The following is a 22,494-nucleotide window of genomic DNA, read 5'->3' as shown; positions in this document are numbered from 1 at the left end:
GCCCTTTGTCGCTTGCACGAGCGCCGCGATGTGCCGCTCAGTGGTTGTCGCGCGGCACACCCCTGGTGTGCGCCACATCCTGGTATTTCACCGCCGGCTTCAGCACCATGCCGGCCGAAAACTGGTCGACCATGCCGCGCTGGATCTCTTGCCACGGCGTCTGGTGCTGCGGATAGTGATAGCCGCCATTGTTCTGCAGCGCCGCGCGCCGCGTGGCGATCTCTTCGTCGCTGACGAGGATGTTGGCGGTGCCCTTGTTCAGGTCGATGCGAACACGGTCGCCGGTCTTGAGCAGCGCCAGACCGCCGCCTATTGCCGCTTCGGGTGAGGCGTTGAGGATCGACGGCGAGCCCGATGTGCCCGACTGGCGGCCGTCGCCGATGCAGGCCAGCGCGTGGATGCCCTTCTTGATCAGATAGGCCGGCGGCTGCATGTTGACGACCTCGGCACCGCCCGGATAGCCGATTGGGCCGGCGCCGCGCATGAACAGGATGGTGTGCTCGTCGATGCCTTGCGCCGGATCGTCGATGCGGGCGTGGTAGTCCTCCGGCCCGTCGAAGACCATGGCGTTGCCCTCGAAGGCCTCCGGGTCCTTCGGGTTGGAGAGATAGCGCTCGCGGAATTCCGGCGAGATGCCGCTGGTCTTCATGATCGCCGAATCGAACAGATTGCCCTTCAGGTTGATGAAGCCGGCATTGGCCTTGAGCGGCTTGGCGACGGTGCGGATGACGTCGGCATTCTCGTTGGCCACGCCCTTGCAATTGTCGCCGATCGACTTGCCGTTGGCGGTCACGGCATCGGGATGCGGCAACAGCCCGGCCTTCAGCAATTCGGCGACCACGGCCGGCACGCCGCCGGCATGGTGATAATCCTCGCCGAGATATTCGCCCGTCGGCTGCAGATTGACGATCAGCGGCACATTGAGACCGACCGTCTGCCAGTCGTCATTGTCGAGCGGGACGCCAAGATGGCGGGCGATGGCATTGAGATGGATCGGCGCGTTGGTCGAGCCGCCGATGGCGGAATTGACGACGATGGCGTTCTCGAAGGCCTGCCGCGTCATGATGTCGGACGGCTTCAGATCCTCATGCACCATCTCGACGATGCGTCTTCCGGTCTCGTAGGAAATCTGGCCGCGCTCGCGGTAGGGCGCCGGAATGGCGGCCGAACCCGGCAATTGCATGCCAAGCGCCTCGGCCAGCGAGTTCATGGTGGTGGCGGTGCCCATGGTGTTGCAATAGCCGGTGGACGGCGCCGAGGAGGCGACGATGTCCATGAACTCGTCATAGTCGATCTCGCCGGCCGACAGGCGCTGGCGCGATTCCCAGACGATGGTGCCGGAGCCGGTGCGCTTGCCCTTGTGCCAGCCATTGAGCATCGGGCCGACCGACAGCGCGATCGCTGGAATGTTGACCGTGGCCGCCGCCATCAGCATGGCGGGCGTTGTCTTGTCGCAACCGATGGTGAGCACGACGCCGTCGAGCGGATAGCCGTACAGCACCTCGACCAGGCCGAGATAGGCAAGATTGCGGTCGAGGGCTGCTGTCGGGCGCTTGCCGGTCTCCTGGATCGGATGGCACGGGAACTCGAAGGGGATGCCGCCCATCGAGACGATGCCTTCGCGCACGCGCTTGGCCAGTTCGATGTGGTGGCGGTTGCAGGGCGACAGATCCGAGCCGGTCTGGGCGATGCCGATCAGCGGCTTGCCCGACATCAGCTCGGCCCGCGTCAGGCCGTAGTTCAGGTAGCGCTCGAGATAAAGCGCCGTCATGCCGGGGTTATCGGGGTTGTCGAACCACTCCTGCGAGCGAAATTTCTTTTTTCTGGTGGGGGCGCCGGCCATCATGGTCTCCATATTTGTAGGACAAATCGATATGGCAACGCGCGGAAGCAGGCAAGAGGCATGCGCGATCCGGACCAACACTTTGGTGCGATAGACACAACAGCGCCCCTGCGCTAGGGCTTCGGGCCAATCTTTCCGGGAGGTTTTTGATGGCTTTGGTGATCGAAGGCGAGGAACGCATCGCCGCACCCCTGCAAAAAGTGTGGGAAGCATTGAACGACCCCGATATCCTCAAGGACACCATCCCCGGCTGCCAGAGCCTGGAAATGAAGTCGGCCACCGAGATGGCGGCGACAGTGGTGCTGAAGATCGGCCCGATCAAGGCGACGTTCAACGGCGAAGTGACGCTGAAAAACCTCAAGCCGCCGCATTCCTACACGATCCAGGGCGAGGGCAAGGGCGGCATCGCCGGCTTCGCCAAGGGCGGCGCCGACGTGACGCTGACATCAGACGGGCCGGAAACGACGGTGCTCAAATACGCTGCCAAGGCCGATGTCGGCGGCAAGATCGCCCAGCTCGGCAGCCGGTTGATCGAATCGACGTCGAAGAAGCTTGCGGGACAGTTTTTCTCGAGCTTTGGCGAGAAAGTGGGCGGCTGAGCCGCGGCCGACTTACTCGAACACGATGCTTGGCACCGCGGCTTCCGCCGCGCCGCGTTCCTCATTGACCCGGTCCCATACCTTAGCTGCGATATCCCGATAGATCTTCGCTTCGGCGCTCTCCGGCTTCGAGACCACCACCGGCGTGCCGGCATCCGAGCTTTCGCGGATGCCCATTTCGAGCGGCACCTCGCCGAGGAAGGTGACGCCGAGGCGCTCGGCTTCGCGGCGGGCGCCGCCATGGCCGAAAATGTCGTAGCGCTTGCCGGTGTCGGGGGCGAGGAAGTAGCTCATGTTCTCGACGATGCCGAGCAGCGGCACGTCAACCTTCTTGAACATGTTGAGGCCTTTTCGCGCGTCGATCAGGGCGAGGTCCTGCGGCGTCGAGACGATGACGGCGCCGGCCAGCGGCACCTGCTGCGCCATGGTCAGCTGGGCGTCGCCGGTACCAGGCGGCATGTCGACGACCAGCACGTCGAGCGGACCCCACTCGACCTCGCGCAGCATCTGCGTCAGCGCCGACATCACCATCGGCCCGCGCCAGATCATCGGCGTCTCTTCGTCGACCAGGAAGCCCATCGACATCACCTTGAGGCCATAATTCTCCATCGGTTTCAGGATCTTGCCGTCGACAGTCTGCGGCCGGCCATGGATGTTGAGCAGCCTTGGCATGGACGGGCCGTAAATGTCGGCGTCGAGCACGCCCACCTTCAGGCCGTTGGCCGCCAGCCCAAGCGCCAGGTTGACGGCGGTGGTCGACTTGCCGACGCCGCCCTTGCCGGAGGCAACGGCGATGATCGCCTCGATGCCGGGCACGCCACGCTTGCCGTGGCTGTGCGAGGCCGGCGCCTGCGGCGCGGGCCGCGCGGGTGCTGCCGGCGCCAGCCGTGGTGCGGGACGCGGCGGAACCGGAGCCTCCATGCCACCGCCTTTTTTCTCGGCGGTCAGCGCGACGATGGCGCCGGCAACGCCGGGGATCGCCTTGACCACCCGCTCGGCAGCGGCGCGCAGCGGCTCCATTTCCTGCGCGCGGGCAGCGGGAACGGTGATCGAGAAGAACACTTTGCCATCGGCGATGAAAATCTCGGAAACCATGCCGAGGTCGACGATATTGCCGGTGAAGTCCGGCCCGTTGACCGTCTTCAGGCGCTCGATGACGATTTCCTTGGTAACGGACATCAGATATTCCTTATGCAAGCTCGCGCCTGAGATAGTGCAGTTTCCGGACAGAACCAAGCCGTGGAGCAACGGCCGGCCTGGTGTGCCCCGGAAAACGACGGAAGCTGTCGGATTTGCCTGATCGACGGTCGCCAACCATCCGGCGCGACCTATCTGAAGGAGCAGCATGAGCACGACATCAAGGGAAGGAGACGGATCATGCTCGCAAACAGCAACGCAACGGCCAATCTCGCGGTGAAGGACCTGGCGAAGGCAAAAGCCTTTTACGAAGGGACGCTGGGCCTCAAACAGGTGGACGACATGGGCGACGAACTGGTCGTGTACAAAAGCGGCGACACCGTCATCAATGTCTATCATTCCGAATTCGCCGGAACCAACAAGGCGACGGCGGTGACCTGGACGGTCGGCGACGAGATCGGCGCCGTCGTCAAAACGCTGAAATCGAAAGGCGTCGCCTTCGAGCACTATGAGATGCCCGGCCTTTCGCTCGAAGGCGATATCCATGTCGGCTACGGCATGAAGGTCGCCTGGTTCAAGGACCCGGACGGCAACATCCTGAATCTGGTGGACAAATAGACTCCGGCGTTCGCTGCGCGTCAGCGCGCCAGGCCGGTGACAAAATAGGTGAGTGCCGAAATCGCCGCAGTCGCCGGCAAAGTGACGATCCAGGCGATGACGATGTTGCCGGCAATGCCCCAGCGCACCGCCGAGACGCGACGGGCGGCGCCGACGCCGATGATTGCGCCGGTAATGGTATGCGTGGTCGAAACGGGAATGCCGAGCCATGTGGCGGCAAACAGGGTGATGGCGCCGCCGGTCTCGGCGCAGAAGCCCTGCATCGGGTTCAGCCGGGTGATCTTCGAGCCCATGGTGTGGACGATACGCCAGCCGCCGAACAATGTGCCCAGCGCCAGAGCCGACTGACAGGTGAGGACGACCCACAGCGGTACGTAGAAATTCGCGCCAAGCATGCCTTGCGAATAGAGCAGCACGGCAATGATGCCCATGGTTTTCTGGGCGTCATTGCCGCCGTGCCCGAGCGAATAAAGCGAGGCGGAAACGAATTGCATGACGCGGAAGGTGCTGTCCACGGCGAACGGCGTCTGGCGCACGAACAGCCATGAAACGACAAGGACCAGGACAAGCGCCAGAACAAACCCGGTCGCCGGCGACAGGACGATGGCGGCCGTGGTCTTGCCCAGCCCGCTCCAGACGATGGCGCCGATGCCTGCCTTGGCAACGCCGGCGCCGACCAGCCCGCCGATCAGCGCATGCGAGCTGCTCGAAGGGATGCCGACAATCCAGGTGACAATGTTCCAGACGATGGCGCCGACGAGCGCTGCGAAGATCACTGCCGGCGTGACGATGCCGACGTCGACGATGCCCTTTCCCACAGTTTCGGCGACATGAAGGCCGAAGAACATGAAGGCGATGAAGTTGAAGAAGGCCGCCCACAGCACCGCATATTGCGGCCTCAGCACGCGGGTCGAGACGATGGTGGCGATGGAGTTGGCGGCATCGTGCAGGCCGTTGAGAAAGTCGAAGAACAGCGCGACCGCGACGAGGCCGACCAGCACGGGGAAGGCAATGGTGACTTCCATCGCCTATACATTCTCGATGACGATGCCGCTGATCTCGTTGGCGACGTCCTCGAAACGGTCGACAACCTTTTCCAGCTGGCCGTAGATCTCGCTGCCGATCAGGTAAGCCATCGGATCGCTGCGGCCATGCCGCTTGAACAGGTCCTTCAGCCCCTGCTCGTGCAGATCGTCGGCCCGGCCTTCCGCACGCATGACCTCTTCGGCGATGGCGTTGAGGCGCACCGTGTGCGCTCCGACCTTGCTGAGCAGCGGGATCGCCTCGGCGACCAGCTTGGCCGTATCGACGATGACGCCGCCCATCTCCTGCATCAGCGGGTCGAATTCCTTCCTTTCGAACAGCTTCACCGTCTTGACGGTCTTGTGCATCATGTCGATGGCATCATCCATCGACTGGATCAGGTCTTTGATGTCGCCGCGATCGAAAGGCGTGATGAAGGAGCGCCGCACCGCCAGCAGGACTTCCGCTGTGATATGATCGGCCTCGTCTTCAAGATCGATGATCTTCTGACACCAGCGATCGATGTCCTTGCCCTGCAGAAGCTGCTCCAGTGCCTCGGCGCCGCCAACCACGGTGCGGGAATGTCGTTCGAACAGGTCGAAGAAACGATCTTCGCGCGGCAGCAGCTTGCGGAACCAGCCTAGCATGGTTGATCTCCCAGTTTCATCCACATAGCGCCGCATATCGCCGCTGGAAACAGTAAGCCGGCTGAAAGATGTGGATGCGCAGCAGTTGCGCATACCGCTTGCGGCGAAGGACAATTTCCCCGACCTTGCGCGGAACGACCGGAAAGATGGCATGATCGACAAGCTGGAATTCTTCATCGCTCTGGCCAAGGAAGAGCATTTCGGCCGGGCCGCAGAAGTATGCGGCGTTACCCAGCCGACGCTCTCGGCCGGCATCAAGCAGCTGGAAGGCCAGCTTGGCGTCATGCTGGTGCTGCGCGGCTCACGCTTTCAGGGGCTGACGCCGGAAGGCAAGCAAGTGCTGGTGTGGGCGCGACGCATCGTCGGCGACAGCCGCACCATGCGCGAGGAGATGCGCGCGGCGCGACACGGGCTTTCCGGCCGCATCCGCATCGCCGCCATCCCGACGGCTTTGGCCATGGTGGCGCGGCTGACGACACCGTTTCGCGAAAAGCATCCGGGCGTCACCTTCTCGGTGCTGTCGCGCACCTCGATCGAGGTGCTGTCGCTGCTCGGCAATTTCGATATCGATGCCGGCATCACCTATCTCGACAACGAGCCGCTGGGGCGGGTGACCAGCGTGCCGCTCTATGACGAGCGCTACCAACTGATCACGGCGGTGGGAAACCCCTATTCCGACCGCGACAAAGTGACATGGGCGGAAATCAGCCAATTGCCGCTCTGCCTTTTGACGCCGGACATGCAGAACCGTCGCATCATCGACCAGCATCTGGCGGAGGCCGGCGTGCAGGTGCGGCCGACGCTCGAATCCAACTCGATGATCGTCTTGTTTTCGCATATCCGCACCGGCAAATGGTCCTCGATCATGCCGCTCAACCTTGCGGAAACATTCGGCTTTTCCGAACCGATCCGGGCCATTCCGATCGTCGAACCGGATGCCAGCCATACTGTCGGGCTGGTGGCGACGCCGCGCGAGCCGCACACGCCGCTGGTCCAGGCGCTACTGGACGAGGCGATGGCGCTGGCGGACGATTTCCACGCCCGCCGCTGAGCTAGACAGTGCTGGCTGAACAGACTTGATAGAAAATTTCTATCAAGCAACGGATAAGCCTTATTGATTCCAGAGGTTTCCTCTGATTTTGTAAAGACTTAGCGATAAAAGCTATCGACCAGGGAGGGCGCTGCATGACGATGCAGCCTGCAAGTACCGAGATCGCATCGCGCACGGCGGCGATCGTCCAGGAATTGAAGGACCTCGAAGGTCCGCTGCTGCCGATCCTCCACGGCATCCAGGAAGAGTTCGGCCATGTGCCGCACGACGCGCTGCCAGTCATTGCTGATGGGCTGAACCTCTCCCGGGCCGAAGTGCACGGCGTCGTCACCTTCTATCATGATTTCCGCGCCAAGCCGGCCGGCCGGCACGTGCTCAAGCTTTGCCAGGCGGAAGCCTGCCAGTCGATGGGGTCGGATGCCGTCGCCGCCAAGATCAAGCAATTGCTCGGTATCGGTTTCCACGAGACCACCCGCGACGGATCGGTTACGCTGGAGCCGGTCTATTGCCTCGGGCTTTGCGCCTGTTCGCCGTCGGCGATGCTGGATGGCGAGGTGATCGGGCGGCTCGACGACGAGAAGATCGAAGAGATCGTCGCGGAGGTACGCTCATGATCCCGCGCATCTACATTCCAGGTGACTCCGGCGCGCTGGCGCTCGGCGCCGAGAAGGTCGCAAAGACAATCGCCAAGGAATTGGCCGGACGCGGCATCGAGGCCAAGATCGTGCGCAATGGTTCGCGCGGCGCCTATTTCCTCGAACCGATGGTCGAGGTGGCTACCGCCGATGGCCGCGTCGCTTACGGACCGGTGAAGCCTTCCGACGTCAAAAGCCTGTTCGACAGCGGTTTCCTCAAGGGTGGCCATCATAAGCGCTGGCTGGGCGCGCCGGACAAGATTCCGTTCCTGGCCAAGCAGACGCGCCTGACCTTCGCGCGCTGCGGCATCAACGACCCGCTGTCGCTCGACGCCTACAAGTCGCTGGGCGGGCTGAAGGGCCTGCAGAATGCGGTGGCCATGGCGCCGCTCGACATCGTCAAGCAGGTGACGGAGTCCGGTCTGCGCGGCCGCGGCGGCGCCGGCTTCCCGACCGGCATCAAGTGGAAAACGGTGCTCGATACCGCCGGCGACCGCAAATACATTGTCTGCAACGCCGACGAAGGCGACAGCGCCACTTTCGCCGACCGCATGATCATGGAGGGCGACCCCTTCGTGCTGATCGAAGGCATGACGATCGCCGGCATCGCCACCGGCGCGACCAAGGGCTTTGTCTATATCCGCTCGGAATATCCGCATGCGGTGGCGACGATGAACCGGGCTGTCGAGGTCGCACGCAAGGCCGGCGTGCTCGGCGTCAGTGTGCTGGGTTCGCCCAACGCCTTCGACATGGAAATCCGCGTCGGCGCCGGCGCCTATGTCTGCGGCGAGGAAACCTCGCTGCTGAACAGCCTGGAAGGCAAGCGCGGCGTGGTTCGCGCCAAGCCGCCGCTGCCGGCGATCCAAGGCTTGTTCGGCAAGCCGACGGTGATCAACAACGTTATCTCGCTGGCCTCGGTGCCGATCATCATGGACAAGGGTGCCGCCTTCTACAAGGATTACGGCATGGGCCGCTCGCGCGGTACGATCCCGATCCAGATCGCCGGCAACGTCAAGCATGGAGGCCTGTTCGAGGCGGCTTTCGGCATGACGCTGGGCGAGATCGTCGACGATATCGGCGGCGGCACTGCGACGGGCCGGCCGGTGAAAGCGGTGCAGGTCGGCGGGCCGCTCGGCGCCTATTTCCCGCGCGCCTTGTTCGACACGCCGTTCGACTACGAAGCCTTCGCCGCCAAGGACGGGTTGATCGGCCATGCCGGCATCACCGTGTTCGACGACACCGCCGACATGCTGAAGCAGGCACGTTTCGCCATGGAGTTCTGCGCCATCGAAAGCTGCGGCAAGTGCACACCCTGCCGCATCGGCTCGACGCGTGGCGTCGAGACCATCGACAGGCTGGCGGCCGGCATCGAGCCGGAGAAGAACCTCGCTCTGGTCACCGATCTCTGCAACACGATGAAGTTCGGATCGCTGTGCGCACTGGGCGGCTTCACGCCCTACCCGGTGATGAGCTCGATCACCCATTTCCCCGAGGATTTCAAGCCGGCGCCGGCGCGCGTGGCGGCTGAATAGGAGCTGGCAGATGAACATCAAGGCCGACTTCCCGATACTCATCGAAGAGATCGATTTCGGAACCCCGCAATCGAATGCGGAAAAGCAGGTCACGCTGACCGTCGACGGCCGCAGCATCACCGTGCCGGAAGGCACGTCGATCATGCGCGCGGCGATGGAGGGCGGGGTCGAAATCCCGAAGCTCTGCGCCACCGACATGCTGGACTCGTTCGGTTCGTGCCGCGTCTGCCTCGTCGAGATCGAGGGCCGCGGCGGCACGCCGGCGTCCTGTACGACGCCGGTTGGCGAAGGCATGGTGGTCAACACGCAGTCCGAGCGGCTCGACGCCATTCGCCGCGGCGTCATGGAACTCTATGTCTCCGACCATCCGACCGGCTGGAACGAGAAAGCCGGGACCGGCGCCAGCGAGTTCGACGTTGTGGCGAAGTCGGTCGGCCTGACCGAAAACCGCTTCGGCATCGAAGGCCGTAACCACGTCAAGGAAGACGGCGTCGCGCCCGGTCATGGTTCGCTGGCGGTCGACTACATCGCCCGCGACGAATCCAACCCCTATTTCACCTATGATCCGGCGCAATGCATCGTCTGCTCGCGTTGCGTGCGGGCCTGCGAAGAGGTGCAGGGCACCTTCGCACTGACCATCGAGGGCCGCGGTTTCGAATCGCGCATGGTCGCCGGCATGCACGAGGATTTCATCGCCTCCGAATGCGTTTCCTGCGGCGCCTGCGTGCAGGCCTGCCCGACCGATGCGCTGCGCGAAAAAACGGTGCTTGAGAAAGGCCTGCCGGAGCGCTCGGCCGTCACCACCTGCGCCTATTGCGGCGTCGGCTGCTCATTCAAGGCCGAAGTGAAGGGCGACGAGGTCATCCGCATGATGCCCTACAAGGAGGGCAAGGCGAACCACGGCCATTCCTGCGTGAAGGGCCGTTTCGCCTATGGCTACGCCACGCACAAGGACCGCATCCTGTCGCCGATGATCCGCGAGAAGATCTCCGATCCCTGGCGTGAGGTTAGCTGGGAAGAGGCGATCGCCCATACGGCCAAGGAATTCCGCCGCATCCAGTATCAGTATGGACGCACCGCGATTGGGGGCATCACCTCCTCGCGCTGCACGAACGAGGAAACCTACCTCGTCCAGAAGCTGGTGCGGCAGGGCTTCCGCAACAACAATGTCGATACCTGCGCGCGCGTCTGCCATTCGCCGACCGGCTACGGGCTCGGCCAGACCTACGGCACCTCGGCCGGTACGCAGGATTTCGACTCCGTCGATTACACCGACGTCGCCGTCGTCATCGGCGCCAATCCGGCTTCCGCCCATCCGGTGTTCGCCTCGCGGCTGAAGAAGCGGCTGCGCCAGGGCGCCAAGCTGATCGTGCTCGATCCGCGACGTACCGAGATGGTCAAGTCGCCCCATGTCGAAGCCGCCTATCACCTGCCGCTGAAGCCCGGCACCAATGTCGCGGTGCTGACGGCGCTGGCGCATGTCATCGTCACCGAAGGTCTCTTCGACGAAGCCTTCATCCGCGAGCGCTGCGACTGGGCGGAATTCCAGGACTGGGCTTCTTTCGTCGCCCTGCCGGAAAACAGCCCCGAAACCGTCGGCAAGCTCTCCGGCGTCGATCCCGAACTGATCCGCGGCGCGGCGCGTCTTTACGCCACCGGCGGCAACGGCGCGATCTATTACGGCCTCGGCGTGACGGAACACAGCCAGGGCTCGACCACGGTGATGGCGATCGCCAACCTCGCCATGGCCACCGGCAATATCGGCCGTCCCGGCGTCGGCGTGAACCCGCTGCGCGGCCAGAACAATGTGCAGGGCTCGTGCGACATGGGCTCCTTCCCGCACGAACTGCCCGGCTATCGCCATATCTCGGGCGAGGCCGTGCGCGACATCTATGAGAGCCTGTGGGGCGTGAAGCTCGACGACGAGCCGGGCCTGCGCATCCCCAACATGCTCGATGCCGCCGTCGACGGCTCCTTCAAGGGCATCTACATCCAGGGCGAGGACATTTTGCAGTCCGATCCCGACACCAAGCACGTCGCCGCAGGGCTCGCCGCGATGGAATGCGTCGTCGTGCACGACCTCTTCCTCAACGAGACGGCGAACTACGCGCATGTCTTCCTGCCGGGCTCGACCTTTCTTGAGAAGGACGGCACCTTCACCAATGCCGAGCGCCGCATCAACATGGTGCGCAAGGTTATCGAGCCGAAAGCGCGCTACGCCGATTGGGAGGCGACGCAGGAGCTTGCCCGCGCGATCGGGCTGGACTGGAACTACCGGCATCCTTCCGAGATCATGGACGAGATCGCCAAGACGACGCCGAGCTTCGCCAACGTCTCCTTCGAACTGCTCGACCGTGTCGGATCCGTGCAGTGGCCCTGCAACGAGAAGGCGCCGCTCGGCACGCCGATCATGCATGTCGATGGCTTCGTGCGCGGCAAGGGCAAGTTCATCCGCACCGAATATGTGGCGACGGACGAAAGGACCGGGCCGCGCTTCCCGCTGCTGCTCACCACCGGGCGGATTCTGTCACAGTACAATGTCGGCGCGCAGACCAGGCGCACCGAAAATGTGATGTGGCATGCCGAAGACATGCTGGAGATCCATCCGCACGATGCCGAGAACCGCGGCATTCGCGAAGGCGACTGGGTGCGGTTGGCGAGCCGCTCCGGCGAGACGACGTTGCGCGCGCTGATCACCGATCGCGTCTCGCCAGGTGTGGTCTATACGACCTTCCACCATCCGGACACGCAGGCGAACGTGATCACCACCGACTTCTCGGACTGGGCGACCAACTGTCCGGAATACAAGGTCACCGCCGTGCAGGTGGCGCCGTCCAACGGCCCGACCGAGTGGCAGAGGGATTATAATGAGCAGGCGCGCCAGAGCCGCCGCATCGCACCGTTGGAAGCGGCGGAGTAACCTTGGCCGCGCGCCGCAAAGCAACGACGCAGATATCGCGGCTGGCGCACCGCGCCAGCGGGACGGCGGCCGCGAACCGCATGGTGCCGGAGGAGACGCCGGTGGCGTTCTCCTTCGCCGGCACGACGCATGCGGTGATGATGGCGAGCCCGGCCGATTTCGATGATTTCGCACTCGGCTTCTCGCTGACCGAGGGCATCGTTGCCGCTCCTGACGAGATCGAGGCGATCGAGGTCGAAGATCTTGGCGCCGGCATCGACATCCAGATCCGGTTGAAGGACAAGGCCAATACACGCTTCCAGGCGCGGCGGCGCCGGCTTGCCGGCCCGGTCGGCTGCGGGCTGTGCGGCATCGAGTCTATCGAAGAGGCCATGCGCTCGGTCGACGCGGTCGGTGCGTCAAAGCTTACGCTTGAAGCCGACGATATCGTCCGTTCGGTCAAGCTTTTGTCGAAGGTGCAACCGCTACACACCGAGACCGGCGCTGTGCACGCCGCCGGCTTCTACATCCCCGGCAAGGGCATCGTCATGGCGCGTGAGGATGTCGGCCGCCACAATGCATTGGACAAGCTGGCCGGCGCGCTGGCCAAGGCCGGCATCGACGGTGCGTCGGGCGCCGTGGTCGTGACGTCTCGCGTGTCGGTCGAGATGGTGCAGAAGACGGCGGCGATCGGCTCGGCCTTCATCATTGCCGTCTCGGCGCCGACCGCGCTTGCCATCCGCACGGCCGAGGCTGCCGGAATGACGCTGGTGGCGTTGGTTCGCGGCGAGGATTTCGATGTTTTCACCCACCCGGACCGGGTGGCTTCCGGAGTTGCCAAGCATGTCGCATGACGAAGAACACATTATGAGCACCAAGGAAAAGCTGGTGCGCATGGCCAACCAGATCGCCGACTTCTTCGATTCCAAGCCGCGCGAGGAAGGCATTGCCGGCGTTGCCGAGCATATCAACAAGTTCTGGGAGCCGCGCATGCGGCGGCAGCTGTTCGAGATGCTGGACGGCGGCACCGAGAATTTCAACGAGCTGGTGGTGGCCGCCTCCGCCAGAATCAAGCGGCCCAAGGCACCCGAACAGGCCGACAAGAACATCGGCTACACCGGGCCTGCCCCGGCCGAGAACGCAGCCCGCTGAAATAGCCTGACAATAGCGACCGTGCTCGAACTGTTGAAAAAATGGGAACGCGAGATCGGCTCGCAGGTCGGTATCGCGGACCTCAAGTTCCAGATCATGACCGGATCGATCGGCGCGCGCGAAGCGACGGTCGAGAGCCATCACGAGGTCCAGAGCCTGGCCCAGTTGGAAGAGTTCTTCGCCAAGATCGGCAAGATCGAGGCGCACGCCAAATGGGGCAAGGAGATTGAGCCCTATGTCGTGTCGGGCACCAGCCTGTGGAACATCTACCGCATCGTCGAGTAGGCGCCGAAGGCGACGGATGAGAGGTGTTCCAGGGAACACCAACGCCTCACTCCGTCCAACACCCCTCATCCCGTCTCGGCGCTGCGCGCCGATCCGCCTTCCCCTACAAGGGGGAAGGCAAGTGCGCCTCCACTCACCCCTTCGCCGCTTCTTCGATCTTGGCGATGTCGATCTTGCTCATCTGCATCATCGCTGACATCACCCGGCCGGCCTTGGCCCGGTCCGGATCCAGAAGCAGGCGCGGCAGTTGCTCCGGCACGACTTGCCAGGAGACGCCGAACCTGTCCTTCAGCCAGCTGCATTGCGACGGTTCGCCGCCGCCTTCGATGAGCCTGTCCCAGAAATAATCGACCTCTTCCTGCGTCTTGCAGTCGATCGACTGCGACATGGCCTCGTTGAACTTGAATTGCGGTCCGCCGTTGAGCGCCTGGAACTGCACGCCGTCGAGCTCGAACGAGGTCACCAGCACCTTGCCTTCATCTGCATGACCCTTTGGCCAGCGCATCACGCTCAGCACCTTCGAGTTCTTGAAGATGGAGACGTAGAAATTCATCGCCTCTTCGGCCTGGTCGTCGAACCACAGGCAGGTGGTGATCTTTTGCATGTCGTGCTCCTCGGGTTGCTTCGTTTGCTATTGCGGTAACGGCTGACTCCGAGAATGGTGCCATTCCTTGCCGTCTGCCCAAGGACGGCCGTGCCGAACGCGATCCGACAGTGGCGTGAAATTTTTTTGGAAAGTCCGGTTTTTCGGGAAAATCTGGCGCAGCGCAAAATTGTGGCCAGACCAGACTATGGCGTCTATAACCCCTGCGATCCGAATTCAGCGCCGCCACGCTCCGCATGGAGCGCAGCCAGCCAGCTAAGGAAAATTCATGCCTGCCTATCGTTCCCGCACCACCACCCATGGCCGCAACATGGCCGGCGCCCGCGGCCTGTGGCGCGCTACCGGCATGAAGGATTCGGATTTCGGCAAGCCGATCATCGCCGTGGTCAATTCCTTCACCCAGTTCGTGCCGGGCCATGTCCATCTCAAGGACCTCGGCCAGCTGGTCGCGCGCGAGATCGAGAAGGCCGGCGGCGTCGCCAAGGAGTTCAACACCATCGCCGTCGACGACGGCATCGCCATGGGCCATGACGGCATGCTCTACTCGCTGCCGTCGCGCGAGCTGATCGCCGACTCGGTCGAATACATGGTCAACGCGCACTGCGCCGACGCCATGGTCTGCATCTCCAATTGCGACAAGATCACGCCCGGCATGCTGATGGCATCGCTGCGCCTCAACATCCCCACCGTCTTCGTTTCCGGCGGACCGATGGAAGCCGGCAAGGTGGTGCTGGCCGGCAAGACGCAGGCGCTCGACCTGGTTGACGCCATGGTCGCAGCTGCCGACGACAAGATCTCCGACGAGGACGTCAAGATCATCGAGCGCTCGGCCTGCCCGACCTGCGGCTCCTGCTCCGGCATGTTTACCGCCAATTCGATGAACTGCCTGACCGAGGCGCTTGGCCTGTCGCTGCCCGGCAATGGCTCGACGCTCGCCACCCATGCCGACCGCAAGCGCCTGTTCGTCGAGGCCGGGCATCTCGTCGTCGACCTGGCGCAGCGCTATTACGAGCAGGATGACGAGACGGCGCTGCCGCGCAGCATCGCCTCCAAGGGCGCCTTCGAGAACGCCATGACGCTCGACATTGCCATGGGCGGTTCGACCAACACTGTGCTGCACGTCCTCGCCGCCGCGCATGAGGGCGAAGTCGACTTCACCATGGAGGACATCGATCGGCTGTCGCGGCGTGTTCCGGTGCTGTGCAAGGTCGCGCCGGCGAAGTCCGACGTGCACATGGAAGACGTTCACCGTGCCGGCGGCATCATGGCCATCCTCGGCCAGCTCGACCAGGCCGGGCTGATCAACCGCGACCTGCCGACGGTGCACACCGCGAGCCTCGGCGAGGCGCTCGAGCATTGGGACATTTCCCGCACTTCGAGCCAGAACGTGCGCGATTTCTTCCTGGCGGCACCCGGCGGCGTGCCGACGCAGGTCGCCTTCAGCCAGGACCGCCGCTGGGACGAGCTCGATCTCGACCGAGAGAAGGGCGTCATCCGCTCGGCGGACACGCCCTTCTCAAAGGATGGCGGCCTTGCCGTGCTGAAGGGCAATCTGGCGCTCGACGGCTGCATCGTGAAGACCGCGGGCGTCGACGAATCGATCCTGAAATTCACCGGTCCGGCGCGGGTGTTCGAAAGTCAGGACGCCTCGGTCAAGGCGATCCTGTCCAACGAGATCAAGGCCGGCGATGTCGTCGTCATCCGCTATGAAGGACCGCGCGGCGGCCCCGGCATGCAGGAAATGCTCTACCCGACTAGCTATCTGAAGTCGAAAGGCCTCGGCAAAGCCTGCGCGCTGATCACCGACGGCCGCTTCTCCGGCGGCACGTCGGGCCTGTCGATCGGCCACGTCTCGCCGGAGGCGGCGGAAGGCGGGCTGATCGGCCTGGTCCGGGAGGGCGATACGATCGAGATCGACATCCCCAACCGCACCATCCGCCTGGCGGTCAGCGACGCTGAACTCGATGCTCGGCGTGCTGCAATGGAGGCGAAGGGCGCGACGGCCTGGAAGCCCGAGGAAAAGCGCAAGCGCAAGGTTACGACGGCCCTGCGCGCCTATGCTGCCTTCGCCACCAGCGCTGACAAAGGTGCGGTCAGGCACGTGCCGGACTAAGGACCGCTTTACCTTCTCCCCTTGTGGGAGAAGGTAGGCGCCTCACGGCATCAGCTGATACTCATAAAGCTTCTGATAGAGCCCGCCCTGCTTGAGCAAGATCTTGTGCGGGCCGCTTTCCACGACCTTGCCTTTTTCCAACACCACGATCGTGTCGGCCTGGTGCACGGTCGACAGGCGGTGGGCGATGACGATGGTCGTGCGCCCGACCGTCAGCTGCTGCAGCGCGTCGCGGAACAGGGCCTCGGACTCGGCGTCGAGCGCGCTGGTCGCTTCGTCGAGCAGCAGGATCTCGGCATTGCGCAACATGGCGCGGGCGATCGAGATGCGCTGGCGCTGCCCGCCTGAAAGCAGGGCGCCGTTCTCGCCCACATCCGTCTCGTAGCCTTTCGGCATGGCGCTGATGAAGTCGTGGGCATTGGCCGCCTTGGCCGCGGCGATCACCTCCTCGTCGGTGGCGTCCTGACGCCCAAGCCGGATGTTGTGCATGATGGTGCCGGCAAACAGGAACGTGTCCTGGCTGACATAAGCGATCTTTTCCCTGACCGAAGCCAGCGTTGCGTAGGAGATGTCTTGGCCGTCGAACAGCACCTTGCCGCTTTGCGGGTCGTACATGCGCATGATCAGGTTGAGGATCGTCGACTTGCCGCTGCCCGAAGGCCCGACCAGCGCCGTCATCTTGCCGGCCTCAAGCGTCAGGTCGAATCCTTCGAATACCGGCGGGCTTTCCGGATAGGCGAAGCTCGCACCATCGAAGCGGATTTCGCCCGGCCCCGGCTGCAGTGGCTTGGCGTCCGGCTTTTCGGCCAAGGTCAGCGGCCGGTCGGCCAGCTGGAACATCATGCGCACGCCGACGATACCGGTTTCCAGCGATATGCGCACACGCGCCAACCGTTTCGCCGGCTCATAGGCAAGCAGCAGCGCCGCGATGAAGGCCATGATGTTGCCCGGCATCTGGCCGCCCTGCAGGACCAGGAAGCCGCTGACCAGCACGGCGCCTGAGATTGCCAGCCCGGCAAGCGTTTCCATCACCGGGCTGGTGGCAGCCTCCAGCGTTGCGATGTTGTTGGCGCGGTTCTCGACGTCCGATACCGCCTTGTACATCCGGTTGCGCATCGCGCCTTCGAGATTGAAGGATTTGACGACACGCACGCCGATTGCCGTTTCCTGCATCACATGCACGATCTGGCCGAGCGAGCGGAACTCCATCGCGGCAATCTTGCGGACGCGCTTCAGGATGTGATTGACGCCGTATATGGCTACGGGCCCGATGATGAAGCAGATCAGAGACAGTGCCGGCTGCTGCCAGACCATCACCCCCACCAGCACGATCAGCGTCACCAGATCCCGCACATAGGACGTGACAACGAGGTCAAGGACGCTGCGCGCGGCCTGTGCATTGTTGGTCATGCGGGTGATCAGGTCGGACGACGAGGTCGAATGGTAGAATTCGATGCCTTGCGCGAGGATCCGGTCATAGATCTTGCGCTGCCGGTCGGCGATGATGGCGTTGCCGACGCGGCTCATGAAATAGGCCTGGACGAAATTGGCGACGCCCTTGAAGATGAAGATTGCGGCGACCGCGGCCGCAATCAGGTTGACGCGGTCCAGTCGCTTGTAGATGACGAATTCGTTCGTGATCTCACGCAGGATCCAGGCGCTGGCGCCTGTCATGGCGGCCACCACCAGCATCGACAGTATGGCGGCGCCGTATCCGAACCTATGTTCCCGGAAGGATTCCTTGACCAGTCTCGCGATGAGGCGCTGGTTCTCCGTCGAGCGGAAGAAGCGAAACAAACGACTGATCCCATGCTTGGCTGACACGAATTTCCGGATTCGCCACGGAGGCGAAAGGCGGCTTATAGAGCGAGTTGCCGTCGGAGGGAACCTTTCGCGGCCACTGAAAGAAACGGCTGCGGCAAGCTGCCTTTTGCGCCACGATGGCACGATGATTCTGGAAAGAGGATGACGAAAAGATGGATTTCGACCTCATCGTGCGCGGCGGCACGCTGCCTGACGGCAGGGTTGCCGATATCGGCATCACCGGCGAGACGATCGCAGCGATTGAGCCCGAGCTGACCGCCGCTGCGGGCACGGTGATCAATGCGTATGGCGATCTGGTCGCGCCGCCTTTCGTCGATCCGCATTTCCACATGGATGCCACTCTCTCCTACGGCATTCCGCGCATCAATGCGTCGGGCACCCTGCTGGAGGGCATATCGCTATGGGGCGAGTTGAAGCCGCTTCTGACGCACGAGGCGGTGCGCGAGCGCGCGCTCGCCTATTGCGACTGGGCCGTATCGATGGGCCTTCTCGCCATCCGCACCCATGTCGATGTCTGCGACGATCGCCTTTTGGCGGTGGAGGCCTTGCTCGACGTCAAGAAGACGGTCGCGCCCTATATCGACCTGCAGCTGGTCGCCTTCCCGCAGGACGGGCTCTATCGTTCGCCGACGGCGCTTGAGAACACCGTCCGCGCGCTCGACATGGGCGTCGATATCGTCGGCGGCATTCCGCATTTCGAACGCACCATGGCCGACGGCACGCGTTCGGTGACGGAACTCTGCGAAATCGCCGCCAGGCGTGGGCTGATGGTCGACCTGCATTGCGACGAGACCGACGATCCGCTGTCGCGCCATATCGAGCAGCTTGCCTATGAGACGCAACGGCTCGGCCTGCAAGGCAGGGTGGCCGGTTCACACCTTACCTCCATGCACTCGATGGACAATTATTACGTCTCCAAGCTGTTGCCGCTGATCGCCGAGGCTGGCGTATCGGCCATCCCCAATCCGCTGATCAACATCATGCTGCAAGGCCGCCACGACACTTTTCCCAAGCGCCGCGGCCTGACGCGCGTCAAGGAAATGCTCGCCATGGGCATCCGCGTCGGCTGGGGCCAGGATTGCGTGCTCGATCCCTGGTATTCGCTGGGCACGGCCGACATGCTCGACGTCGCCTTCATGGGCCTGCACGTCGCCCAGATGTCGAGCCCCGCCGACATGGCGCGCTGCTTCGACATGGTCACCAACGTCAACGCGGCCATCATGGGGCTCGATCATCTCGGCCTTGCCGTCGGCAAGCGCGCCAGTCTCGTCGTCCTCGACGCCGGCAATCCGGTCGAGGCCATTCGTTTGCGCCCTGAACGTCTCTGCGTCATCGCCAGGGGCAAAGTGGTTGCCGAGCGGACGAAGCAGGAAACCCGCCTGTCGATCGCCGGCCGACCGACACAGGTGAACCGTCGGCACAAGGCAGCCGGCTCCCTGTCATAGGCGAGCCGAGCCTTTCAGGCCCAAAAGGCCAGCCTCTCTGCATCAAGGCTCTCCGCTTCGTCTGGCATAATTAAGTCTACAATAAGCCTCCACTTTGGCTCGAGGAGGATCACCATGTGGCAAAAGACTGTGATGGCGGTTGCGCTGGCGGCGGCTTGTGCGGGCTGCATGTCGGCGGAGGACCGCCGCGCCGAGATGAGGCGAAATGCCGGTCCTACGGCTTCACCAAGAAAAACGATGCCTTCGCCGAATGCTTGCAGCGCATCGACCTCGATCGGCGCGCGGAACTCCGAAGCGCATCGGCTTTCGATCCCTGGGACAGGCCGATCCTCTATCGCCCGATCATCATTCGGCCGCAGCCTAAATAGCGGATCGTACCGACGCGGCCTGCCGAAAGCGTACGGAAGGCATAGAACCAGCCGATTTCCGCCGCTGGTCTTATCGACTCCCTCGAATTCCGCTCGTCAAATCGGCCGCTTGCGTCTACGGAGCCGGCATGGCTCCCTCCCTTGCCCGCAATTTTACGATCAGGAACGTGCTTTTGGCCGGCATTTTGCTGATGCTGGCCGGCGATTTCCTGTTTGCGCTCAACGACGCGATGGGCAAGTGGCTGGTCGCCAGCTTCTCCGTCGGCCAGGTCGTGCTGATCCGTTCGGTCGGCGCCTTTTTCGTGCTCGGCCCGATGATCGCCAACCAGGGCGCCGGCAAGCTGTTCAAGATGGAGCGTCTGGAACTGCAGGTCCTGCGCGTGGTGATGACGACGCTCGACACTGCGCTGTTTTACGCCGCCGTCGTCTATCTGCCGCTCGCCGACGTGATGAGCTTCTACATGGCAGGACCGATCTATGTCGCGGCGCTGTCGCACTTCCTGCTCGGCGAAAAGGTCGGTTGGCGCCGTTGGGCGGCGATCCTGGTCGGCTTCTGCGGCGTCCTGATCATGCTGAAGCCGTCTTCGGCGGCGTTTTCGCTGTCCTCGATATTCGCGCTCGTTGGCAGCATCTCCTTCGCCTTCGCCATCATCCTCAACCGGCGGCTGCGCGGCACCAGCGACACCACTCTGGTAACCTGGCAGACCATCGGCACGCTGGTCGTTGGCGGCGTGCTGAGCATCGGCGCGTGGCAGACGCCGTCGGCGCTCGACTTCGGCGCCATGCTGCTGCTCGGCATCGTCTCCTGCGCTGCTCACCTGATGATCACCAGGGCGCTGAAGCTGGCGCCGGCCTCGACGCTGGCGCCGCTGCACTACACGCTGCTCCTGTGGGCGGTTGTCTTCGGCCTGGTCTTCTTCGGCGACGTGCCCGGTCCGCGTATCCTGATCGGCTCGGCCATCGTCGTGCTCGCCGGTCTGTTCATCTTCCACCGCCAGAAGGTGGTCGACACCGTGGTACCGCCGGAGAACGTGCCGAAGGGCGTGAACTGAACCGAGCCGGGCTTAACCCTGGCGCACGGCCGCCAGATGCCGTGAAAATTCCGGCGTCTCCATCAGCGCCTTGCAGCGGGCGAAGCGGCCGTCGGCATAGGCGCGGAAATCGTCGACCGGATTGTTGTTGGCAAGCTGCAGCAGTCCCCACAGTGTCCACAACAGATCGCACATCGCCTTGTAGATGACGACGCGGCCGCGCTCGACCGGTTTCGGCTGGCGACCGAAATAGGCGCGCATCAGTTCTTCATCCTGCGCAGTATCGAACTTGCCTTCGACCGAGAGGTCGCCGAGATCCCAGAGCGGATCGTTCATCCCCGAATATTCCCAGTCGACGATCCACATCCGCTCGCCGGTGTCGAGAAAGTTCTCGCACAGCGGATCGCAGTGGCAGGCGGCAAGCGGCAGCGGATGGGCTGCAAGTGCTGCACGCACGGTTTCGGCCTCGCGCACGACATCGTGGTAGCCATGCGGCAACGCCACGTCCTTGGTCGACAGCACCTTCAGATAATCGTCGATCATCGCAAACAGCTCGAAGCGGAAAGGAAACACCGCACCGGAAGTGTGCAGCTTGCGGAAGACCTCACCCGCGCGCGCCTGGCTGCCCGGGCGCAGTTTGAACTTTTCCGGCGACATCGTCTCGGTGCCGGCGATGAACCGGCTCACCATCACGCCCGTGCCGGCGTCGACATGCAGCACCTGCGGACTGACGCCGGCTTTCGCCGCCTCGCGCGCCGCCACGGCTTCATTGGCGCGGTTGATATACTCCTCGGTGCCTTTGCCGGGGATGCGCAGGCAGAAATCACCGGCCCTGTAGACAAGATTGGTGAGGCCGCCGAGCCGTTCCAGCGGTCCCTCATAGCCGGCCAGCACTGGAATGGTGGCCAGTGCCGCGCGTGCTATCTCATCCGCCATCGCCTCGATCCCCCTTCACGCGCTTATTATCGCGGCGACGGTTCCACAGTTTTCGCCATTTGGCTATCATCCCGTGACAGGCAAAGAGTCGGGCGAGCGGCAATGGCACACAGCAAGCAGAACACTGCGCTCGGCGCGGCCTATGCGGCGAAGCGACCCGAGGAGGTGGCGGCGCTTTACGACAGCTGGTCCGACACCTACGATGCCGACATGTCGACCGCCGGCTATCGCCATCCGACGATCTGCCTCGCTCTGCTGGCCCGCCATCTGCCCCGCGGGGCAGCCCCGCTTCTCGATGCGGGCGCCGGCACCGGGCTCAGCGGCGAATGGCTTGCCATCATCGGCTACCCGCAAGTCGAGGCGCTCGACATTTCCGAGGGCATGCTGGCCAAGGCGGCGGCCAAGGGTATCTATTCGGCGCTTCACTGCCTGGCGCTCGGCGGGCCGCTGCCTTTCGCGGACAATGCCTATGCCGGAATCGTCTCGGCCGGTGTCTTCACTTCGGGCCATGTCGGCGCCGAAGGACTGGACGAGCTGATCCGCATCTGCCGGCCGGGCGGCGCGATCGTGCTGACGGTCAAGAACACGCTGTGGGAGGCGGGCTTTGCCGCGCGCATCGCCGAATTGGAGGCGCAAGGTGTCGTCACGCGCGACGAGGAGACGGCGCCCTATGTCTCCATGCCGGGCGAGGCCGATACCGTGCCCAGCCGAGGTCTTGTCCTGCGCGTCATCTGATCGAGACTGGAGAAGGC

General features: G+C 63.6%; 20 protein-coding genes. 13 read left to right on the top strand and 7 right to left on the bottom strand.

The annotated features are described in order from the left end of the window. Window positions 1-37: 37 nt before the first annotated feature. Window positions 38-1,843, bottom strand: a complete 1,806-nt coding sequence (locus ACFX5Q_RS02700; RefSeq protein WP_404275154.1) for an IlvD/Edd family dehydratase — start codon at window positions 1,841-1,843, stop codon at window positions 38-40. Window positions 1,844-1,992: 149 nt separating this feature from the next. Here ACFX5Q_RS02700 and ACFX5Q_RS02695 point away from each other — a divergent pair, with 149 nt between their 5' ends. Then, complete coding sequence (locus ACFX5Q_RS02695) at window positions 1,993-2,442, top strand: carbon monoxide dehydrogenase subunit G (protein WP_404275152.1); 450 nt, start codon at window positions 1,993-1,995, stop codon at window positions 2,440-2,442. A gap of 12 nt (window positions 2,443-2,454) precedes the next feature. Here the strand turns inward: ACFX5Q_RS02695 and ACFX5Q_RS02690 are convergent, their stop codons facing one another. Continuing rightward, the gene (locus ACFX5Q_RS02690; RefSeq protein ID WP_404275151.1) at window positions 2,455-3,621 is read right to left on the bottom strand and encodes an Mrp/NBP35 family ATP-binding protein; all 1,167 of its coding nucleotides are present in this window, start codon (window positions 3,619-3,621) and stop codon (window positions 2,455-2,457) included. Between the two features lie 198 nt (window positions 3,622-3,819). On the opposite strand from ACFX5Q_RS02690, the gene ACFX5Q_RS02685 reads away from it, so the two are divergent. Beyond that, window positions 3,820-4,197 (top strand): VOC family protein, encoded by a 378-nt coding sequence (locus tag ACFX5Q_RS02685; RefSeq protein WP_404275149.1) that lies wholly within the window; start codon window positions 3,820-3,822, stop codon window positions 4,195-4,197. Window positions 4,198-4,217: 20 nt separating this feature from the next. Here ACFX5Q_RS02685 and ACFX5Q_RS02680 read toward each other — a convergent pair whose 3' ends face one another. Both ACFX5Q_RS02680 and ACFX5Q_RS02675 read right to left on the bottom strand, forming a co-directional pair. Next, window positions 4,218-5,222, bottom strand: a complete 1,005-nt coding sequence (locus ACFX5Q_RS02680; RefSeq protein ID WP_404275147.1) for an anion permease — start codon at window positions 5,220-5,222, stop codon at window positions 4,218-4,220. A 3-nt stretch (window positions 5,223-5,225) separates the two neighbouring features. Continuing rightward, window positions 5,226-5,867 (bottom strand): DUF47 domain-containing protein, encoded by a 642-nt coding sequence (locus ACFX5Q_RS02675; protein ID WP_258605024.1) that lies wholly within the window; start codon window positions 5,865-5,867, stop codon window positions 5,226-5,228. Window positions 5,868-6,018: 151 nt separating this feature from the next. Between ACFX5Q_RS02675 and ACFX5Q_RS02670 the strand changes: the two genes are divergently transcribed. The 7 genes from ACFX5Q_RS02670 (at window position 6,019) to ACFX5Q_RS02640 (ending at window position 13,421) form a co-directional block, all read left to right on the top strand. Beyond that, window positions 6,019-6,918: a LysR family transcriptional regulator gene (locus ACFX5Q_RS02670; RefSeq protein ID WP_006202846.1), complete on the top strand. Its 900-nt coding sequence runs from the start codon at window positions 6,019-6,021 to the stop codon at window positions 6,916-6,918. A 134-nt stretch (window positions 6,919-7,052) separates the two neighbouring features. Then, a complete protein-coding gene (locus tag ACFX5Q_RS02665) occupies window positions 7,053-7,532 on the top strand; it encodes a formate dehydrogenase subunit gamma (RefSeq protein WP_006202845.1) in 480 nt (159 codons plus the stop codon). Next, window positions 7,529-9,085: a formate dehydrogenase beta subunit gene (locus ACFX5Q_RS02660; RefSeq protein ID WP_404275145.1), complete on the top strand. Its 1,557-nt coding sequence runs from the start codon at window positions 7,529-7,531 to the stop codon at window positions 9,083-9,085. The genes ACFX5Q_RS02665 and ACFX5Q_RS02660 overlap by 4 nt, the downstream gene beginning before the upstream one ends. Window positions 9,086-9,095: 10 nt before the next feature. Then, complete coding sequence (gene fdhF / locus ACFX5Q_RS02655) at window positions 9,096-12,005, top strand: formate dehydrogenase subunit alpha (RefSeq protein ID WP_404275143.1); 2,910 nt, start codon at window positions 9,096-9,098, stop codon at window positions 12,003-12,005. A 2-nt stretch (window positions 12,006-12,007) separates the two neighbouring features. Beyond that, a complete protein-coding gene (gene fdhD / locus ACFX5Q_RS02650) occupies window positions 12,008-12,838 on the top strand; it encodes a formate dehydrogenase accessory sulfurtransferase FdhD (protein WP_404275142.1) in 831 nt (276 codons plus the stop codon). Then, complete coding sequence (locus ACFX5Q_RS02645; RefSeq protein WP_404275140.1) at window positions 12,828-13,136, top strand: formate dehydrogenase subunit delta; 309 nt, start codon at window positions 12,828-12,830, stop codon at window positions 13,134-13,136. Before fdhD ends, ACFX5Q_RS02645 begins: the two co-directional genes overlap by 11 nt. A 12-nt stretch (window positions 13,137-13,148) precedes the next feature. Next, window positions 13,149-13,421, top strand: coding sequence for a hypothetical protein (locus ACFX5Q_RS02640; protein WP_404275367.1), 273 nt, complete (start codon window positions 13,149-13,151; stop codon window positions 13,419-13,421). A gap of 133 nt (window positions 13,422-13,554) precedes the next feature. On the opposite strand, the gene ACFX5Q_RS02635 is transcribed toward ACFX5Q_RS02640, so the two are convergent. After that, window positions 13,555-14,025: a VOC family protein gene (locus ACFX5Q_RS02635; protein WP_404275138.1), complete on the bottom strand. Its 471-nt coding sequence runs from the start codon at window positions 14,023-14,025 to the stop codon at window positions 13,555-13,557. A gap of 268 nt (window positions 14,026-14,293) precedes the next feature. On the opposite strand from ACFX5Q_RS02635, the gene ilvD reads away from it, so the two are divergent. Further along, window positions 14,294-16,138: a dihydroxy-acid dehydratase gene (gene ilvD, locus ACFX5Q_RS02630; RefSeq protein ID WP_404275136.1), complete on the top strand. Its 1,845-nt coding sequence runs from the start codon at window positions 14,294-14,296 to the stop codon at window positions 16,136-16,138. A 42-nt stretch (window positions 16,139-16,180) separates the two neighbouring features. Here ilvD and ACFX5Q_RS02625 read toward each other — a convergent pair whose 3' ends face one another. Then, the gene (locus tag ACFX5Q_RS02625) at window positions 16,181-17,935 is read right to left on the bottom strand and encodes an ABC transporter ATP-binding protein (protein ID WP_404275134.1); all 1,755 of its coding nucleotides are present in this window, start codon (window positions 17,933-17,935) and stop codon (window positions 16,181-16,183) included. A 179-nt stretch (window positions 17,936-18,114) separates the two neighbouring features. On the opposite strand from ACFX5Q_RS02625, the gene ACFX5Q_RS02620 reads away from it, so the two are divergent. Both ACFX5Q_RS02620 and ACFX5Q_RS02615 read left to right on the top strand, forming a co-directional pair. Further along, on the top strand, window positions 18,115-19,407 hold the full coding sequence (locus ACFX5Q_RS02620) for an amidohydrolase family protein (protein WP_404275132.1): 1,293 nt from the start codon (window positions 18,115-18,117) through the stop codon (window positions 19,405-19,407). Window positions 19,408-19,903: 496 nt separating this feature from the next. Further along, window positions 19,904-20,827 (top strand): DMT family transporter, encoded by a 924-nt coding sequence (locus ACFX5Q_RS02615; protein WP_404275130.1) that lies wholly within the window; start codon window positions 19,904-19,906, stop codon window positions 20,825-20,827. A 12-nt stretch (window positions 20,828-20,839) separates the two neighbouring features. Here the strand turns inward: ACFX5Q_RS02615 and ACFX5Q_RS02610 are convergent, their stop codons facing one another. Further along, entirely contained in the window at window positions 20,840-21,742 is a 903-nt protein-coding gene (locus tag ACFX5Q_RS02610; RefSeq protein ID WP_404275128.1) for a phosphotransferase, read from the bottom strand. 102 nt (window positions 21,743-21,844) lie between these two features. Here ACFX5Q_RS02610 and ACFX5Q_RS02605 point away from each other — a divergent pair, with 102 nt between their 5' ends. Next, on the top strand, window positions 21,845-22,477 hold the full coding sequence (locus ACFX5Q_RS02605; RefSeq protein ID WP_404275127.1) for a class I SAM-dependent DNA methyltransferase: 633 nt from the start codon (window positions 21,845-21,847) through the stop codon (window positions 22,475-22,477). Window positions 22,478-22,494: the final 17 nt, after the last annotated feature.

The sequence above is a fragment of the Mesorhizobium sp. IMUNJ 23033 genome (assembly GCF_044778005.1).
In the GTDB taxonomy this organism is placed as follows: Bacteria; Pseudomonadota; Alphaproteobacteria; order Rhizobiales; family Rhizobiaceae; genus Mesorhizobium; species Mesorhizobium amorphae_A.
This window is presented reverse-complemented; position numbering and strand designations above follow the sequence as displayed.

What these genes read in the sequence shown, in the direction of transcription:
- ACFX5Q_RS02700 (WP_404275154.1), bottom strand. Translation starts at nt 1,843, where the DNA reads ATGGCCGGCGCCCCCACCAGAAAAAAGAAATTTCGCTCGCAGGAGTGG.
- ACFX5Q_RS02695 (WP_404275152.1), top strand. Translation starts at nt 1,993, where the DNA reads ATGGCTTTGGTGATCGAAGGCGAGGAACGCATCGCCGCACCCCTGCAA.
- ACFX5Q_RS02690 (WP_404275151.1), bottom strand. Translation starts at nt 3,621, where the DNA reads ATGTCCGTTACCAAGGAAATCGTCATCGAGCGCCTGAAGACGGTCAAC.
- ACFX5Q_RS02685 (WP_404275149.1), top strand. Translation starts at nt 3,820, where the DNA reads ATGCTCGCAAACAGCAACGCAACGGCCAATCTCGCGGTGAAGGACCTG.
- ACFX5Q_RS02680 (WP_404275147.1), bottom strand. Translation starts at nt 5,222, where the DNA reads ATGGAAGTCACCATTGCCTTCCCCGTGCTGGTCGGCCTCGTCGCGGTC.
- ACFX5Q_RS02675 (WP_258605024.1), bottom strand. Translation starts at nt 5,867, where the DNA reads ATGCTAGGCTGGTTCCGCAAGCTGCTGCCGCGCGAAGATCGTTTCTTC.
- ACFX5Q_RS02670 (WP_006202846.1), top strand. Translation starts at nt 6,019, where the DNA reads ATGATCGACAAGCTGGAATTCTTCATCGCTCTGGCCAAGGAAGAGCAT.
- ACFX5Q_RS02665 (WP_006202845.1), top strand. Translation starts at nt 7,053, where the DNA reads ATGACGATGCAGCCTGCAAGTACCGAGATCGCATCGCGCACGGCGGCG.
- ACFX5Q_RS02660 (WP_404275145.1), top strand. Translation starts at nt 7,529, where the DNA reads ATGATCCCGCGCATCTACATTCCAGGTGACTCCGGCGCGCTGGCGCTC.
- fdhF (WP_404275143.1), top strand. Translation starts at nt 9,096, where the DNA reads ATGAACATCAAGGCCGACTTCCCGATACTCATCGAAGAGATCGATTTC.
- ACFX5Q_RS02645 (WP_404275140.1), top strand. Translation starts at nt 12,828, where the DNA reads ATGTCGCATGACGAAGAACACATTATGAGCACCAAGGAAAAGCTGGTG.
- ACFX5Q_RS02635 (WP_404275138.1), bottom strand. Translation starts at nt 14,025, where the DNA reads ATGCAAAAGATCACCACCTGCCTGTGGTTCGACGACCAGGCCGAAGAG.
- ilvD (WP_404275136.1), top strand. Translation starts at nt 14,294, where the DNA reads ATGCCTGCCTATCGTTCCCGCACCACCACCCATGGCCGCAACATGGCC.
- ACFX5Q_RS02620 (WP_404275132.1), top strand. Translation starts at nt 18,115, where the DNA reads ATGGATTTCGACCTCATCGTGCGCGGCGGCACGCTGCCTGACGGCAGG.
- ACFX5Q_RS02615 (WP_404275130.1), top strand. Translation starts at nt 19,904, where the DNA reads ATGGCTCCCTCCCTTGCCCGCAATTTTACGATCAGGAACGTGCTTTTG.
- ACFX5Q_RS02610 (WP_404275128.1), bottom strand. Translation starts at nt 21,742, where the DNA reads ATGGCGGATGAGATAGCACGCGCGGCACTGGCCACCATTCCAGTGCTG.
- ACFX5Q_RS02605 (WP_404275127.1), top strand. Translation starts at nt 21,845, where the DNA reads ATGGCACACAGCAAGCAGAACACTGCGCTCGGCGCGGCCTATGCGGCG.